The 16,503-nt window shown below is 62.0% G+C and carries 16 protein-coding genes; 1 reads left to right on the forward strand and 15 read right to left on the reverse strand.

Features of this window, described 5'->3' with window-relative positions; translation table 11 throughout:
• Nucleotides 1–6 precede the first annotated feature (6 nt).
• The 8 genes from IZ6_RS11185 to IZ6_RS11220 form a co-directional block, all read right to left on the reverse strand.
• Entirely contained in the window at nucleotides 7–1,050 is a 1,044-nt protein-coding gene (locus IZ6_RS11185; protein WP_222875134.1) for a phosphatase PAP2 family protein, read from the reverse strand.
• A 124-nt stretch (nucleotides 1,051–1,174) separates the two neighbouring features.
• A complete protein-coding gene (pgl, locus tag IZ6_RS11190) occupies nucleotides 1,175–1,882 on the reverse strand; it encodes a 6-phosphogluconolactonase (RefSeq protein ID WP_222875135.1) in 708 nt (235 codons plus the stop codon).
• Nucleotides 1,869–3,425: a glucose-6-phosphate dehydrogenase gene (gene zwf / locus IZ6_RS11195; protein ID WP_222875136.1), complete on the reverse strand. Its 1,557-nt coding sequence runs from the start codon at nucleotides 3,423–3,425 to the stop codon at nucleotides 1,869–1,871. The genes pgl and zwf overlap by 14 nt, the downstream gene beginning before the upstream one ends.
• Complete coding sequence (gene gnd / locus IZ6_RS11200; RefSeq protein WP_222875137.1) at nucleotides 3,412–4,413, reverse strand: phosphogluconate dehydrogenase (NAD(+)-dependent, decarboxylating); 1,002 nt, start codon at nucleotides 4,411–4,413, stop codon at nucleotides 3,412–3,414. The genes zwf and gnd overlap by 14 nt, the downstream gene beginning before the upstream one ends.
• 64 nt (nucleotides 4,414–4,477) lie before the next feature.
• Nucleotides 4,478–5,203 carry a hypothetical protein gene (locus IZ6_RS11205; protein ID WP_222875138.1) on the reverse strand — a complete coding sequence of 242 codons (726 nt, stop codon included), beginning with the start codon at nucleotides 5,201–5,203 and terminating at the stop codon, nucleotides 4,478–4,480.
• A gap of 263 nt (nucleotides 5,204–5,466) precedes the next feature.
• Nucleotides 5,467–7,116, reverse strand: coding sequence for a nitric oxide reductase activation protein NorD (locus tag IZ6_RS11210; protein WP_222875139.1), 1,650 nt, complete (start codon nucleotides 7,114–7,116; stop codon nucleotides 5,467–5,469).
• A 1-nt stretch (nucleotide 7,117) separates the two neighbouring features.
• Nucleotides 7,118–7,933, reverse strand: a complete 816-nt coding sequence (locus IZ6_RS11215; protein WP_225873894.1) for a CbbQ/NirQ/NorQ/GpvN family protein — start codon at nucleotides 7,931–7,933, stop codon at nucleotides 7,118–7,120.
• 33 nt (nucleotides 7,934–7,966) lie between these two features.
• A complete protein-coding gene (locus IZ6_RS11220; protein ID WP_222875141.1) occupies nucleotides 7,967–9,004 on the reverse strand; it encodes an aliphatic amidase in 1,038 nt (345 codons plus the stop codon).
• Between the two features lie 404 nt (nucleotides 9,005–9,408).
• Between IZ6_RS11220 and IZ6_RS11225 the strand changes: the two genes are divergently transcribed.
• The gene (locus IZ6_RS11225; RefSeq protein WP_222875142.1) at nucleotides 9,409–9,957 is read left to right on the forward strand and encodes a hypothetical protein; all 549 of its coding nucleotides are present in this window, start codon (nucleotides 9,409–9,411) and stop codon (nucleotides 9,955–9,957) included.
• A gap of 215 nt (nucleotides 9,958–10,172) precedes the next feature.
• On the opposite strand, the gene IZ6_RS11230 is transcribed toward IZ6_RS11225, so the two are convergent.
• The 7 genes from IZ6_RS11230 to IZ6_RS11260 form a co-directional block, all read right to left on the reverse strand.
• Nucleotides 10,173–10,700, reverse strand: coding sequence for a terminase small subunit (locus tag IZ6_RS11230; protein ID WP_222875143.1), 528 nt, complete (start codon nucleotides 10,698–10,700; stop codon nucleotides 10,173–10,175).
• Nucleotides 10,701–10,780: 80 nt separating this feature from the next.
• A complete protein-coding gene (locus tag IZ6_RS11235) occupies nucleotides 10,781–11,089 on the reverse strand; it encodes a GIY-YIG nuclease family protein (protein ID WP_222875144.1) in 309 nt (102 codons plus the stop codon).
• 92 nt (nucleotides 11,090–11,181) lie between these two features.
• Nucleotides 11,182–11,409, reverse strand: a complete 228-nt coding sequence (locus tag IZ6_RS11240; RefSeq protein ID WP_222875145.1) for a hypothetical protein — start codon at nucleotides 11,407–11,409, stop codon at nucleotides 11,182–11,184.
• Nucleotides 11,410–11,426: 17 nt separating this feature from the next.
• Nucleotides 11,427–12,296 carry a type 1 glutamine amidotransferase gene (locus tag IZ6_RS11245; RefSeq protein ID WP_338054668.1) on the reverse strand — a complete coding sequence of 290 codons (870 nt, stop codon included), beginning with the start codon at nucleotides 12,294–12,296 and terminating at the stop codon, nucleotides 11,427–11,429.
• A complete protein-coding gene (locus IZ6_RS11250) occupies nucleotides 12,293–13,471 on the reverse strand; it encodes an iron-containing alcohol dehydrogenase (protein WP_222875146.1) in 1,179 nt (392 codons plus the stop codon). The genes IZ6_RS11245 and IZ6_RS11250 overlap by 4 nt, the downstream gene beginning before the upstream one ends.
• 187 nt (nucleotides 13,472–13,658) lie before the next feature.
• Nucleotides 13,659–15,041, reverse strand: a complete 1,383-nt coding sequence (locus tag IZ6_RS11255; protein ID WP_222875147.1) for an aldehyde dehydrogenase family protein — start codon at nucleotides 15,039–15,041, stop codon at nucleotides 13,659–13,661.
• A gap of 85 nt (nucleotides 15,042–15,126) precedes the next feature.
• Nucleotides 15,127–16,491 (reverse strand): glutamine synthetase family protein, encoded by a 1,365-nt coding sequence (locus IZ6_RS11260; RefSeq protein ID WP_222875148.1) that lies wholly within the window; start codon nucleotides 16,489–16,491, stop codon nucleotides 15,127–15,129.
• Nucleotides 16,492–16,503 lie beyond the last annotated feature (12 nt).

Consider the following 16,503-nt stretch of genomic DNA (forward strand, 5'->3'; position numbering starts at 1 on the left):
CGGGGTTCAGCGGCAAAAACGGTCCGGCACCGGAAGGAAAGGCGCAGCCTCCTTCAGCCAGGGCCAGAACTCCATGTCGCGGTCGGCAGGGCCGCGCACTTTGCCGCCCATACGCACCACTGCGAAGAGCACGACCGCGGCAATGAGCATTCCTGCGACGAGATCAATGATGTAGTGCGCGCCGACAGGCATCGAAGAGACCAGCATCAGGACGTTGAGGGCGATGCCCGGCCAGCGCAGAAGCGGAACGCCGTAAAACCCCCAGGCGAGAACGACCGCCGCCGCGGCATGGAAGCTCGGAAAGGTCACAACGCCCGAGAAACTCGCGAAATGGATTTCGCGCAGAAGACCGTCGCGGATCGGCTGCAGGAGTTCCAGATGCCGCCAGGCGATAGGAACGTAGACGCCGGGCATCTCGCTCTGCGGCACGCCGTAATGGAGGTAATAGCCGACCGCCGGAACGAGCGGAAAGATCGCGATCACGGCGGCAAGGGTCAGCGCCCAGGCAAGGAGAAAGACACGAAGCCGCCGGAGCCTGCCGGTCGCGACCAGCGCGAAAATCAGGACGAAAGGCATCCAGCCGATGGCGCCGTAAGCGATGTTCAGAACGAGCGCGGCGGTTCTGCCGCCGGTGATGGCCGCACTGACCTTAAGCCAGTCGAACGGAAACAGCACCTGATCGATCGCCGCAAGCTCCGCATCGCGATAAGGCAGATCGGTCGTTGCAAGGACGAGCGCAAGAAGACCGAAGAGAATCCCCGTCAGCGTGAATTGCGCCAAGCCTTCGAGAAGCGCGCCCGCACCGAGCCTGCCGCGGCGGCGAAACACGAGGCCGGCCGCAACGAGCGCGCAGAAATAGGCGGCGGCCAGCGGAATCTGAAGGATGCGGAATCCGGCAAGGCTTGCGGCCGCAAGCAGCATGACAGCCGCGCTCGCCAAGACGCACCACAAAGCCAGCGACAAAGGCTCGAGCAGCGGGACCCTCGCCGCGGCGAGCGAACTCCGCTTCGGCGCAGACGCGCCCAGGGCAATGGCATCGATATCGGACATGGGGAGGCCTCCGAGCGCATCCCAAGTGCCGCTCCAACCCTTGCTATTTGGTTAGGCCGGCCCGCACATTTTCGCACCGGTTTTAGAATGTGTCGCCCGGGCAAGCCTGCGCAGTCCGGGACAATCAGGAGACCGCAGCCGTGTCCACAAACCAGCTGAGATCGCCCCGAGGCTTCAGGCGGGCGGCGGGGAAATCCTCTCCGGCCAGCACCTTTTTCAGCATGGCCGCCTTCCCTGCGCCTGCGACGAGGAAGAGCGAAGACCGGCAGCTTTCGAGGACGGGAAAGGTCAAAGTCACCCGCTTCACGCGCGGCTCCATGCCGGGCTCGGCCGCGACGACCCACCTCAAACGCTCGTTGAGCTGCGGCGCACCCGGAAAGAGCGAGGCGGTATGGCCGTCATCGCCCATGCCGTTGAGAACGACATCGAAGAGCGGCTTTGAGGGATCGAGCACCTCGGCCCCGTAAAAGCTCTTGAGCGCCTTCTCATAAAGCGCAGCGCTCTCTTCCGGCCCCGACGTCTCTGTGGGGATCGGGTGAATATGCGCGTCGGGCACGGGGACCTTGTCGAGCAGCGCCCGCATGGTCATGCGCGCATTGGACAGAGGATCGCCCGCCGGGACAAACCTCTCATCGCCCCAGAAAATATGGATGCGCTCCCAGGGCAGCGGCTTTGTGGCAAGAACCTTGTACATACCCTCGGGCGTCGATCCGCCGGTGAGGCACAAAGCCACCCTGCCCGGATTATCAAGCACGCGCGCCGCGATGAAGTCCGCGGCGCCGCGGGCGAGCGCATCTTTGTCCGGAAAGATCTTCAGCTCAGCGGCTTCCATTGGGATCGGTGATGCTGCGCCAGCGGCGGCTGTCCGTCAGGAGAAGCTCCTCGGACTCGGCCGGGCCTTCGCTGCCCGCCTCATAGGTCGCAATGCCCTCGGCGCCGGCTTCCTTCCAGGCGGTGAGGAAAGGCTCGACGGCGCGCCATCCGGCTTCGACACCGTCGGCGCGCTGATAGAGGATCGCATCCCCCATCATGCAGTCATAGATCAGCGTCTCGTAGCCGGTGGACGGCGCGGCCTCGAAATAATCCTTGTACTCGAATGTCATGCCGACGCTGGCAATCTCGACCTTCGGCCCCGGCACTTTGGCGTTGAACAGCCATTTGATGCCCTCTTCCGGCTGAATCTCGATGACCATGAGATTCTCGCCGAACTCGTCGAGCTTCATATGCCGGAACATCGACACCGGCGCCTGTTTGAACTTGATGGCGATTTCGGTGCGGCGCTTCGACAGCGCCTTTCCGGTGCGGAGATAAAACGGCACCCCCGCCCAGCGCCAGTTATCGATCTCGAGTTTCAGCGCCGCATAGGTCTCGGTCGTCGAGCCCGGATTGACGTCGGGCGATTTTCGGTAGGCGGTGATCTCCTTGTCGCCGATTTTGCCGCCGCGATATTGCGCCCGCACCGACTGGAACAAAGCTTCCTCGGTCGAGGGAATGCGGATCGAATCCAGCGCCTCGGCCTTTTCCGAGCGCACGGAATTGGCGTCAAAGCGCGCCGGCGGCTCCATGGCGACCAGCGACAAGAGCTGGAACAGATGGTTCGGCACCATATCGCGCAGTGCGCCCGTCGCATCGTAGAATTTGCCGCGCGTACCGACATCGACCGTTTCGGCCACGGTGATCTGCACATGGTCGATATGGTTGCGGTTCCAGATCGGCTCGAACAACCCGTTGGCAAAGCGCAGAACGAGGATGTTCTGCACCGTTTCCTTGCCGAGATAATGATCGATGCGGAAGATCTGGTCTTCGTCGAGAACGCTGAGCAGTTTCCGGTTCAGCTCTTTCGCCGATTCCAGACTCGTGCCGAAAGGCTTTTCGATGATGACGCGGCGCCACGGCGTGTTGTCTTCGCCCTCATCCGACAGGCCCGCTTCGCCGAGACGCAGCGCGATCGGCGCAAAGGCCTGCGGCGGCGTCGCGCAATAAAACAGGCGATTGCCCTGCGTGTGGCCGGAGGCTTCGAGCTTCTCCAGTTCGGCTTTCAGCTTCTGATACGTCGCCGGATCGTCGACATCGCCCACAATGTAGGAGACGCAGTTCAAGAGCCATTTGGCCGTCGCGGCATCGACCTTCTGCGTCGCAAATTCCTGCAGCCCCTTCTCGAGGCCCGCCTTGAAATCCTCCGCCGACATCTCGCCGCGCGCGACGCCGATGATGCGGAAGCCGTCGGACAGAAGGCCGGACGCCGCAAGATTGTAGAGCGCGGGGATGAGCAGCCGCCGCGTCAGGTCGCCGGACGCGCCGAAAATGACGAAGGCGCAGGGCGGCGCGGGCGGCGGCTTCGGCCTTCCGCCGTTTGGGCCGTTACTTGTCGACATCGGGCGGCGGCACTTTCGGTTCGAGATGGCCCCCAAAGCCCTTGCGCATGGCGGACAGGATTTTCTCCGCAAACGTATGATCCTGGCGCGAGCGGAAGCGCGTATAGAGCGCAGATGTGAGTACTTCCGCCGGCACGGCCTGCGCCACCGCGGCCTGCACCGTCCAACGGCCCTCGCCGCTGTCATCGACATAGCCGGAATAGGATTTCAGATCGCCCTCTTCCATCAGGGCGGCTGCGGTGAGATCGAGCAGCCAGGAGGTGACGACGCTGCCGCGCCGCCAGACTTCCGCAACCTCGGTCACATTGATGTCGAGGCGCTCTTCTTCCGGAAGGCGCGGGCTGTCGGCATTTTTCAGAATGTCGAAGCCTTCGGCATAGGCCTGCATCAGCCCGTATTCGATGCCGTTGTGGATCATCTTGACGTAATGGCCGGAGCCGACCGGGCCGGCATGGATATATCCCTCTTCCGAGCGGGCCCAGGCGCCTTCGCGGCCCGCGGTGCGCGGGATGTCGCCATGGCCGGGCGCCAGCGTTTTGAAGATCGGCTCGAGCCGGTCGAACGTTTCTTTCTCGGCGCCGATCATCAGGCAATAGCCGCGCTGCACGCCCCAGATGCCGCCGGAGGTGCCGACATCGACGTAGTGGATGCCCTTCTCCTTCAGCGCCCGGGCTCTGCGGATATCGTCTTTCCAGAAGGTGTTGCCGCCATCGATGATCGTATCGCCCGGCTCAAGCAGGCCGGAAAGCTCGGTGATGACGGCCTCGGTGATGGGCCCGGCCGGCACCATGACCCAGCAGGCGCGCGGCTTTTTGAGCTTTGCGACAAAGTCCTTCAGATCGCTTGAGCCCGCCGGCCCCTCGCTCGAGAGGCTTTTGACCGTCTCGGCGTTCCGGTCATAGACGACGGCGTCATGGCCGCCCTCCTTCAGCAGGCGGCGCACGATATTGGCGCCCATCCGGCCAAGGCCGATCATTCCAAGCTGCATGGAATCCTCCGCAAGGTGAGGAGTTTAGGGCGCTGGGTGTGACGGGGGCAAGGCGGAGGCAGCACTAAGGGGAAGGCAGGGGGGCGGGTGGAACGCCTTGGGGAATTGCCGGCGCATCTTCCGGATCAGAAAGATCGATCTCAAATTGGAAATCGGTATTCATGGTTGCAACCATGAAAATGGCCGCGATGTTCAAAACAAGAATAAAAAAAACGTAGGCTCCCAGCAAAAGAGTCGACTCAATCGCTCGATAACTAGCAATTAGCGACATTGTGACGATTGCTAAATGTGCCGCTGGGATGCTCAAGAAAGCCAACATCGCTAGAGCAACAACCGTCTTGCCATAAGCGACAAAACCTCTACTCGGCGTCAATACATCTGGCCCCCATATGTTATACTTCTTACGATACAGTTTGATGAGGAAATCGAAATGCTTCTCGGAATCACCAATGAAATCAGGGTCGGTATCAATCTTCTTCGCGGTCCGCTGATAAAAAACATCCAAAATTGCAGAATAGGATTGCGTGTTGATGAACGCGATACATGTGAAGAAGAAAGCTATAGAAGCCCACCAGGTCAGAATTTCGCGGGCGGCAGGTATGTTGAGAATCGCAACATCGACCATTGGAAGTTTGAACGATGCTCCGAAAACAACCAGGATCAGCAGGCCATCGGCGAATATAACCGAACGGAGCATCGCATTCTGTCGCTGATCAGCGACGTTAGAAGTCTCAAGATATCGCCGATATCGCTCCTCGTTATATATCTCACCCTTCTTATCGAGACGCATTTCCGCATCAAACGTTAGGCGAAGCCGAGTATTGGCAGACAGTTTGATGATATCTCCAGGTGGCATGCTTCCCTCTTTTATCGAGAAGCCTAAGACCACGATTGCAACCGATCAACCGAGGCGGGTGACAATCGGCTCAACTTCTCAAACTTATTCTGAGCTTCTCCCGAACCGCGAGTTTATCCAATCGCTTACGCCAGCGCTTTTAACCTCTTCCCGGGATAAATCCTCCGATCAATCACCCGCCGCGCCTCTCCAACCCATCACCTCCCCCTCAACGCCGCTCGCGTCAGCGCCACCGGTAAAGCCTCAAGATCGCTCAGCGTATGCACGGCAGGACGGCCGAAGATGGTGCGCGCCTGTTTTTCGGCGGCCCGGCTCAGGTTTATGCAGAACATCGCCACATCGCGACGCGCGCCTTCGCGCACGGCCTGGCGTGCGTCCTCGATCAGATATTTCGGGTCGTGCACGTCCACATCGTGCGGTTCGCCGTCGGTGATCAGCACGAGGCGGCGCGGGCCGGGCTGCGCCGACAGAAGAAGCGTCGCATGGCGCAGTGCCGCGCCAAGACGGGTCGAAAAACGGCTCTGCAGCCCCATCAAACGCCCGACACTTGCTTCATCCATCGCCTGATCGAAATGTTTCACGCGCTCATAGTGCACGGCGTGCCGTCCGTCCGAACTGAAGGCGTGGATCGCGTGCCGACGCCCGGCACGCTCCAGCGCCATGCCGCACAAGAGAGCGGACAGGCGCGTCAGCGCCAGCACGCTGCGTCCGCCATCAGCTGCCTTGGCGGTCGAGGCTGAGGTGTCGAGCAGCAGCAGAGTCGACGGCGCTGTCCTGCTGGTGCTGAGGCGCTGATGGATGCGCGGGTCGGCGGCATGGCCGAGACGCCGGTCGGTCACGGCCTCGATCAGCGCGTCGAGGTCGAACTCATCGCCGTCCGGTTGGCGCTTGAGACGCACGCGATGCGGGGCGGGAACATCCAGGCGCACCGCATCATGCAAACGCTGCAAGAGGTCGGCGTGTTCAGCTGCGTCGTCGACCTTCACACCGGCGCGCATTGCTGGGCGATCATTCACCGCGCACCAATCCGGCCGGTAGGCCGGCACCAGACGGTCCCATTCGCGATAGCGCTTCACCACGGCTTCCGTCGCGGCGTCATCAATCGGCATCTCTTGTGGCGGAGGCGGCGCGAACGCAGCCGCATCGTCATAAGCGGCCTCGACGTCCATCGGAGCTTCGGGCTGTTTGTCGTTCGCCTCCCACAGAAAGCTGTTGTCGTCGCGATAGGCCGGCACGACGGCATAGGCGCGCGGATTGAACTGCATCCGGCTCTGGCCGATATCGTTGCCGAGCAGCGATGCGGCATGGCGCAGCTCGTCGGGCTGGCGCAGCGCCAGTACCTCGCCGGCCTCGTCCAGAAAGAACAGGCGCACGCCTTTCTGCACCCAGGGGTGCGGATCCTTGTACGAAGGATCGAGCAGTGCGTGCGCGAGGCGCTGCATCAGGCCTTCGAAAGTCGGCTCGGGCAGATCGGGCGTCTCGTGAAAGCGCAGCCATAAGCGGCGCAGGCCCGGCAGTTCGCGCGCCGCCAGATATTCGATACGCGCGTCCTCGAACAGGCCGAGCAGCGCCTGCGTGATCGGCGACAAGCCGGAGACATCGAAACGATGATTGGAGAAGACGAGATGCGCCGCAGCATGGGCGGCGGCGGCCTCATACCAATCTTGCCCGTGCGGCTGCGCGCTGAGATTGGGCAGGTGCATGCCGAGCGGCGACAGGAAGGTGCGCGGCGGCGCGTTGACCGCCGGGGTCTGCAGCAGAACCGGTGCGATGTTCCACAGGCTGCGCAGATAAGGGGAGAGGCGCGACCGCGTGCGGTCCCAGTTCTGCGGAGACGCGTCTCCCATCTCAGAACGACGCGTCGACGGTTGAGAGCAAGGCTGCGGTGATTTCGGGATCGTCCGACAGCGGCACCGCGATCGCCATGCGGCAGGCGTCGGCCGGCGCAACGCCCTGCCCGATCAGCGCGCCGGCATGGACCAGCATGCGTGTCGAGGCGCCCTCATCAAGGCCATGGCCCTGCAGCCGCCGCGTCCTGACGCCGAGCGCCACAAGGCGCGCCGCCATTTCGGGATCGATGCCGGATTCGCGCACGACAATGGCGGTCTCTCTTTCGGTGTCCGGATAGTCGAAGGCGAGCGCGCAGAAGCGCTGCCGCGTCGAGGTTTTCAGCTGTTTGTGATCGCCGCGGTCGGCCGGGTTGTAGGAGACCACGAGCAGGAAATCGGGATGGGCGCGCAGGAGCTCGTTGTGCTTGTCGAGCGGCAGGAGGCGCCTTGTATCGGTCAGCGGGTGGATCACCACCGCGGTGTCGGCGCGTGCCTCCACGAGTTCATCGAGGTAGCAGATGGCGCCGGTGCGTGCGGCGCGGGTCAGTGGGCCGTCCTGCCAGGTCGTGCCCTTCTCGTCGAGCAGCCAGCGGCCCGTCAGATCGGCGGCGCTGGTGTCGTCATTGCACACCACGGTCACCAGCGGGCGCTTCAGCTTCCACGCCATATGCTCGACAAAGCGCGTCTTGCCGCAACCGGTCGGGCCCTTCAGCAGCACCGGCAGCTTTTGTGCGAAGGCCGCCTCGAACAGCGCGCATTCCTCGCCGCTCTCTTCGTAATAGGGTTCGGACGCGATCCGGTAGTCGTCCATGTTCGCCGAGATGTTCACAGACATGTTCGCGTTCATGGGGAAACCGGAGAGATAAGATCAGGCGTGGACTGTGCTCTTGTTGGGGATGCCTTCGATCGGCGCCTCGTCGGTGCCCACGGTATCGCGCGTGAACGCCTCGACGGCTTTGCGTGTGCCCTCGGGATCGTTGATCCATTTGCCGTAGAATTCGTAGGGACAGGCTGCGACGCCCTGATCGCCCTCGCGGGAGTTGATCATGCCGGTATAACCGCGGTGCAGCAGCTTGAAGAGGTGGTTCTCGCTCTGGCCGTTCTTGCGGAAGTCGCGGATCAGGCTTTTCGAGAGCGCCGCGTACTGCACGCCCATCTCCTCCTCGCCGCATTCGCCGAGCGTGCGGCCATCGAAACCGATCAACGCCGAATGGCCGAAATAGGAGTAGACGCCGTCGAAGCCGCTGGCGTTGGCGACGGCCACATAGGTGTTGTTGGCAAAGGCCATGGCCTTCGAGATCAGGATCTGCTGTTCCTTGGCCGGGTACATATAGCCCTGGCAGCGGATGATCAGCTCGGCGCCCTTCATCGCGCAGTCGCGCCAGATCTCCGGGTAATTGCCGTCGTCGCAGATGATCAGGCTGATCTTCAGCCCTTTCGGTCCGTCGCTGACATAGGTGCAGTTGCCGGGATACCAGCCCTCGATCGGCACCCAGGGCATGATCTTGCGGTATTTCTGAACGATCTCGCCCTTGTCGTTCATCAGGATCAGCGTGTTGTACGGCGCCTTGTTCGGGTGCTCCTCGTGCCGCTCGCCGGTCAGCGAGAACACACCCCAGACCTTGGCCTTGCGGCAGGCCTCGGCGAAGATCTCGGTCTCGAAACCGGGCACCGCGGCCGCGTTCGCGTACATCTCGGCGCTGTCATACATGATCCCGTGCGTTGAATATTCGGGGAAGATCACAAGATCCATGCCCGGCAGGCCGGCCTTCATGCCGACCAGCATGTCGGCGATCTGCTTGCAGTTCTTCAGCACGTCTTCCTTGGTATGAAGACGCGGCATCTTGTAGTTGACGACCGCCACGCCGACGGTGTCCTTGCTGCTCGAAATATCGCCGTGGATCATGGCCGTCCCCCGGGTTGAACCTGTCGGTTCTCATTGTGGGGACCTGCACCCGTCCCGGCGTATACGTCGATTGACGTAGTGCGTCCGGCGCCTGCCGCCATTTTGCGCAGTAGCGCAGGCTGCCCCGGCGCAGCCGGGAATGGGCCGGATGCTGAAGCAGCACAGCGTGCCGAAGGCCTGCGTTTAACCTCCCGGCGTTAACGGCAGCGCTTTAACGCCTCCGGGTTAAATCCGCCGATTAACCACCGCTCCCCTTGAAATTCCGCGTCTTCAACCCGCCTGCACGCTTTAACACTCTGACCTATAAAGGAATTTAGACCCGGGAAATTAAGCCTACTTATAGCCGGAAGTTGAACATACCAAGGATGTATGTGCATCTTTGTCCCCACATATAGGGGGAAGTGATGACCAACCTTGCCGAAGTCCAGCCGGACCATTTCGCCAATTATCCGGCGCCCGCGTCCTACGACGCGCAGACCGAAACCCAGGTTCCGCTCTATGAGATCCTGCACCGCGCCTCGGCGGAAGCGGCGATTGCGGCCAAGCCCTCGCTGCGCATGGCTCTTTCCGAAATTCGCGACGATCTTGAACGCCGCACGCGCGAATGGCGCACCAGCGCCAAGGTCGTCGAACAGACGCTGCAGCAGCTGGCCATCGCCGAAGGAAAGCGCAGCGAAGCGTTCGACGCGCTGCTGCGCATCGAAGCGGATGTCGCGCAGAGCGGCCAGCAGCTGACCATGGCGCTGTCGAGCTTCGACGAGACGGGCGAATCCAAGAATATCGCGCCGCGTTTTGCGCAGAGCGAACAGGCGCTGCTCGATCTCGACAAGGTGACGTCGAATCTTCTGGCCGCGCAGAACTGCTGCCGCTTCGCCTGGAACGCCTATGCCGACGCGCTCGCGGCGGAAGAAAGACTGCGCCAGGACGTCCAGATCGCCAGTCTCGCAAATTAAGAGTCTCGCGAACTGATCAGGGTTTCCGGAGCCACCTCCATCACATCCCCGGCTTCGGTTAGGCCGCCCGAGAGCACAGCTCGGGCGGCCTTTTATTTTGCCTCATGGTGAGGAGCGATGCGAAGCATCGCGTCTCGAACCATGGGCGGCAGGCTCAGAGTTTGAAGCCGATCCTTCGAGACGGCGCTGCGCGCCTCCTCAGGATGAGGCCACGCTCAGTGTGAGGTCTCGCCCCGGGCGATCCTTATCAGCTCGTCGTCGCTCATCTGTTCTACGGTGCGAATGCTGCTGTCGCGCTTTTCGACGCGAAGTCCCGTGAGAATGCCGATTTCTTTGATTGCCAGGATGGCAGCGCCCGGCTGATTGTTCTGCATCGCCAGCACGCGCGCGGCCTCGGCTTTCTCGATCAGCGAGGCAAGCGTGACATGGGTCCGGCTGGCGGCGCGGTGCCGCAATTCTCTGACGCGGGCGGCGACACCCGGCCTTCGTGCGGCTCGCGAGGCCGCTTTACCGCACCGGCGGTAACCCGCCGCTTCATACGCATCGATCTGGCTCAATCCTCTGGACAGAAAAAGCGCAAATCGCTCCTGCCTCTCGGTCTTGCACGCGGGCATCGTCATCCTTCCTTCGGCCATGTACGCATGCCGAGCCTTCGTGAATAAGGCTCTCGCGCAGGCGTCTTGCAGAGGAGAGGCGGTGATTTGGTAACCGCCGTCAAACAACACCCTCATGGTGAGGAGCAATGCGAAGCATTGCGTCTCGAACCATGGGCGACGAGTTCGGAGTTTGTGACCCATCCTTCGAGACGGCGCTGCGCGCCTCCTCAGGATGAGGCCTGAGAGGGAAATAGCGTTCTCCGGCGCGCAAGCTCAGGCAAAAGATCGAAACTTCCCGCGATCAGCGCCTCTTTCTTCGCGCGGGTCCAACCCTTCACCTGCCGCTCGGCTGCAATTGCGTCCGTGATTGACTGGAATGGCTGTGAGAAAACGAGAACCACGGGAAGACGCTTTGCGGTGTAACCGCCGAAATGGCCGGCGTTGTGCTGCGATATACGCGCCTCAAGCCCTGCACGGCAGGTTCCAGTATAATAGCTGCCGTCGGCACAGCGCAGGATATACAGCCAAGCATCCATGAAAACCTCATGGTGAGGAGCGAGACAAAGTCTCGCGTCTCGAACCATGGGCGGCAAGCTCATAGTTTAACGCCTATCCTTCAAGACGCCCGTTACGTTGCCCCGCCGTTCAACAGCGCACGGCCTTGCGGCGTGACGGCAATGGCAGCTTCCGAAAGGCTCTTTGCGGGCAGGCGCTCGATCAGGCCGCGGCGCAGCGCTTCTTCCCAGATGTCGAGGCGCGGGCATGAGGTGCGCCACGCGTCCTGCGTTTCCCGGTAAGAGCGCGGCTCATCACCGATCCATTGCAGAAACTGAATGACAAGCGCCTCATTGGACATTGCGCGCTCCCGCGCCGTTAGCCCCTGCCCCTCCTGCTCATGAAAGGCAGAACGAGTTTTTCGATCCAGTTGCGGATTTCGGCGAGGCGGCGGGTCGGCTCCAGAACATCCGCGTCATAGCCGAGGCGGAACGCGATATCGCGGCGCGACGGATCTTTCTGCAGCGCTTTCAGATCTTCCGTATGGGCCTTGAGTTCGTCCATATCGCGGAACGGGCCTTCATCGACCAGAACCTGGCCATAGCGCTCAAACACTCCGGCCATATCATCCAGCGTAAACTCCGGATGATATTGCACGCCCCAGAACGTGCTCTTGCCGTGGCGAATTTCGGCGGCCTGCACTTCGGAATGGGCATTGGTGGCCGTCACCACCATGCCCTTCGGCTTTTCGCCGACTTCGTCCGTATGGACGGCGGGCGCGTCATAGCTCGGTCCCTTGCCGGCATGAAGGCCGTGGCTGCGGCCCTCCTCCGTCAGGACGATCTTGCGCGCGAGACCGATCTCGCGGCCGTTCTTCGATTTCACCACCGTGCCGCCGGCCGCAACCGAGCCGACCTGCAATCCCCAGCAGGAGCCGAAGATCGGCACGCCCGTCTCGAACACAGAGCGCATCAGCTCAACCTGGCGAAGACTCTCCGTCTCCGCCTTGTAGAGATTGAGCGAGGAGCCCGTCATCGCAACGCCGTCATAGCCGGCAATGCCGCCGGCATCCGGGATATTGGCGCCGTCATCCGTCGGAAAACAGATGTCCACGACTGCCTCCGGCGCGATGGAACGCAGCACGTCGGAATAGGCTTCGCTATAGGTCTGGCCGGTGAACTGCGCCTGCCGCGCGCGCGCTTTGGGCGTATTGCCCTCGAGCACCAGCAGACGCGGAGCGCGTGTCACGATTTCGCTCCGAGATCCCCGCGGATCGCAGCGCGGATGAGAACTTCGAAATCTTTCGCTTTCATCGCGACGGGATTGCCGCCGGTCGACGGATCGCGCTCGGCATGTTCGGCCAGTTCCGGAACCTTGTCTTCGGTGACGCCGAGTTCAGCCAGAGTGTGCGGCACGCCGAGCTCTTTGCGGAAAGCGAGCAGCCAGTCCATCACGCCGTCAAAGCCCGGCTTTTTCAGATCGAGCACGCGGGCGAGAAGGCCCATTTTGTCTTCGATGGCACGGCGGTTGAACGCCAGCACATAAGGCAGCATGACGCCGTTCGTCAGGCCGTGATGCGTATCGAAGAACGCGCCGACCGGATGCGAGACGGAATGCACCGCGCCGAGGCCCTTCTGGAAGGCGGCGGCGCCCATGCTTGCTGCCGCCAGCATGCGCGACCGGGCTTCGATGTCTTTGCCGTCCTTGTAGGCGCGCGGCAGATATTCGGCGATGAGGCGCGTGCCTTCCAGCGCGATGCCGTCCGCCATCGGATGGAAGCCCGGAGCGGAATAGGCTTCGAGACAATGCGCGAGCGCATCGAACCCGGTGCCCGAAGTCAGGAAAGGCGGCAGGCCGACCGACAGCTCCGGATCGGCGATGACGATTTTCGGCAGAAGAAGCGGATGGAAGATGATTTTCTTCTCATGCGTCTTCTCATTCGTCAGCACCGCGGCGCGGCCGACTTCCGAACCCGTGCCGGCCGTGGTCGGCACGGCGACGATCGGCGCGATCTTTGAGGCATCGGCGCGGGTGTACCAATCGCCGATATCTTCGAAATCCCATACCGGGCGCGTCTGCCCGGCCATGAAGGCAACGAGCTTGCCGACATCGAGCGCCGAACCGCCGCCGAAAGCGATGACGCCGTCATGCTTGCCGGCTTTGTAGACGGCAAGGCCCGCATCGAGATTGGCCTCGGTCGGATTGCCCTTCACATCGGAGAAGACATTGTCCGTCAGCCCCGCCGCCTTCAGCAGCTTCTGGGCATTGGCGACCATGGGCTGATCGGCAAGACCCTTATCGGTGACGATCAGCGGCCGCTTGATGCCGGCGGTCGCGCAGGCGGAAGCGAGTTCGGAAATGCGGCCGGGGCCGGTGAGAACGCGCGTCGGATAATTCCAGGCGCCAGTCAATACAGTCGTCATCGAATAAACTCTTGTTCAGAAGTGTTGGGAGCCGACTTCACCTCTCCCCGTTTACGGGGAGAGGTCGGCACGCCAGTGCCGGGTGAGGGGCAAAGGATGGAACGTGACACCCCCTCATCCCGACCCTCTCCCCGCCCGCGGGGAGAGGGAGAAAGCAGCGGCTGCGAAATGCATGTACGTTCCATCATTAGACCGTCCGCAGGTGGAAGCTTTTCGGACGGGTCAACATGCCGTAGCCGAGTTCGGAAAGAGAGGCGCCGCGGCCGGTGTCCTTGACGCCGGTCCAGGCGAGCGAGGGATCGAGATAGTCGCAGCGGTTCTGGAAGACCGTGCCGGTCTCGATCTGCTGGCCGAGTTCCTCGGCCTTCTTGCCGTCCGTCGTCCAGAGCGAGGCCGTCAGCCCGTAGGGGCTGTCATTCATCAGCTTGATCGCCTCTTCGTCGGACTTCACTTTCATGATGCCGACGACCGGGCCGAAGCTTTCCTCGACCATGACCTTCATCGAGTGATCGACATTGGTCAGAACCTGCGGCGCGAGATAGGGCGTGCCGTCCTTGTCGGCCGGGAAGGCTTTCGGATCGAGATGGGCTTTGGCGCCCTTCGCAATCGCTTCCTTGGTCTGGGCGCGCACGGTATCGGCAAAGCGCGTATGCGCCATCGGGCCGAGCGTCGTCGCTTCGTCGAGCGGATTGCCGAGCACATATTTCGAGGTCAGGTCGACATATTGATCGACGAATTTGTCGTAGAGGCTCTCGTGCACATAAATGCGCTCGATGCCGCAGCAGCACTGACCGGAATTGTAGAAGGCGCCGTCGACAAGGTTTTCGACCGCGTGATCGAATTTCGCGTCCGCACGGACATAGGCCGGGTCCTTGCCGCCGAGTTCGAGGCCGACGCTCGTGAAGGTTCCGGCCGCCGCGCGCTCGATGGCTTTGCCGCCTTCGACCGAGCCGGTGAAGTTCACATGATCCACCGAGCCCGAGGACAGGATCTTCGAGGTGTCGTCATGCGACAGAACGAGATTCTGGAAGAGGCCCTTCGGCGCGCCGGCCTTGTCCATCGCCTGCTGGAAACGCTCGCCGGCAAGGATCGTCTGCGAGGCGTGCTTCAGGAGAACGGCGTTACCGGCGATGATGGCCGGGACGATGGTGTTGACGGCGGTGAGGAAAGGATAGTTCCAAGGCGCAACGACGAGCACGACGCCGAGCGGATCGCGGCGGATGAAGCGCTTGAAGCCGTCTTTCGGCGCGGGGACGATGTCGGCGAGGGATTCCTCCGCAAGCGCGATCATGGTGCGGACACGCTCTTCGACCGGGCGGAACTCGCCGCCATAGCGCACCGGGCGGCCCATCTGCAAAGCCAGTTCCGGCACGACTTCCTGATTGAGGCTCAGCAGCGCGTCCATGAATTTCAGCGCAAACGCCGAACGCTCGGCGATCGAGACCTTGCGCCAATCGGCTTGCGCCTTGCGCGCGGCTTTCAGCGCAGCCTCGATCTCGGCGGGGCTCGCGGTCTTGCGGCGCGCGACCTCGCGTCCGTCCACGGGCGATATACAGACAATCTCGCTCATCAAAACACTCTCGTTCCTTGTTGCTTTTGCGCCCGAAAGCTTGCGCTTTCGGGATGACCGCTCTCTTCAATGAAAGCAGCGAAACTCAGATAATCTCGAAATACCGCGCCATCTCCCAATCGGTGATGGCACGCCGGAACTCCCTTTCCTCCCATTCGCGGGTGGCCGCGAAATGGTCGACAAAGTCGTCGCCGAAAAGCGCGCGGGCCGGAGCCGACGCCTTCAACTTTTGCGCCGCCTCCCACAGCGTCCGCGGCAAAGCCAGTTCCGGCTTGTGCTCCTGCGCATAGGAATTGCCGACAATTGCAGGCTCCGGCTCGATCTTGTTTTCGATACCCCAGAGCCCCGAACCGATGGCCGCGGCAAAGGCGATATAGGGATTAATGTCGGCGGCTGCCACCCGGTATTCCACCCTCTGGCTCTTGGGTGAACCGGGTATGACACGCAGCGCGCAGGTGCGGTTTTCCACGCCCCATGTGGCGTCGGTCGGCGCCCAGAAACCGGGGATGAGGCGCGTGTAAGAATTGACCGTCAGCGACACCATCGCCAGGAATTCCGGCATCAGTTTCTGCTGCCCGCCGATGAACCAGCGCATGGTGTCGGAAATGCCGTTGGGCTTGCTCGCATCGTGGAAAGCGGGCTTTTCGTCTTTGGTCAGCGACATATGCAGATGGCCGGACTGGCCGGGCCAGTCCTTCGACCATTTGGCCATGAAGGTCGCCATCCAGCCGCGGTTCTGACAGAGGATTTTGGTGAAGGTCTTGAACAGCGCGGCGCGGTCGGCGGATTCAAGCGCCGAGGTGTATTCGATGGCGGCTTCCAGAACGCCCGGGCCGGTTTCGGTGTGCAGACCCTCGATCGGGAAATCCATGACGCGGCCGAGATCGAGCAGCTCTTTATAGAAGTCGGCATGTACCGACGAGCGGATGGTCGAATAGCCGTAAAAGCCCGGCGTGATGTTTCTGAGGTTCGTGTAGTTCTTCTCGCGCACCGAATGCGGCGTTTCCTCGAAGACGAAGAATTCGAATTCGGCGGACGAGACGACGCCGAAGCCCATATCGGCGGCCTTCTTCAGGACGCGGCGCAGCGTGCCGCGCGGGCAGATGGCCTCGGCCTTGTCGGTAAACTCGCCGAGGAAGAAGACCATATTGTCTTCCATCGGCACGTCGCGGCAGGTGTCGGGCAGGACGCGGACGGGCGCATCCGGAAAGGCCGTGTGCCAGCCGGTATAGGTGATGTTGTCGTATTGCTGGTCGTTTGAGTCCCAGCCCAGCACGACGTCGCAGAAGCCGAAGCCGTTCTCCAGCGAGGAGAAGAATTTCGACTTGGCCATGTATTTGCCGCGCATGATGCCGTCGACATCGATGACGCCCACCTTCACGAAATCGAGGCCCCGCTCTTCGACGATCTTCTTCGCGTCAGCGGCGGTTTTTACATCGCGGGCTTTCATTACTTGCTCCTG

Origin of the sequence: Terrihabitans soli (genome assembly GCF_014191545.1) — a bacterium.
GTDB lineage: Bacteria > Pseudomonadota > Alphaproteobacteria > Rhizobiales > Methylopilaceae > Flaviflagellibacter > Flaviflagellibacter soli.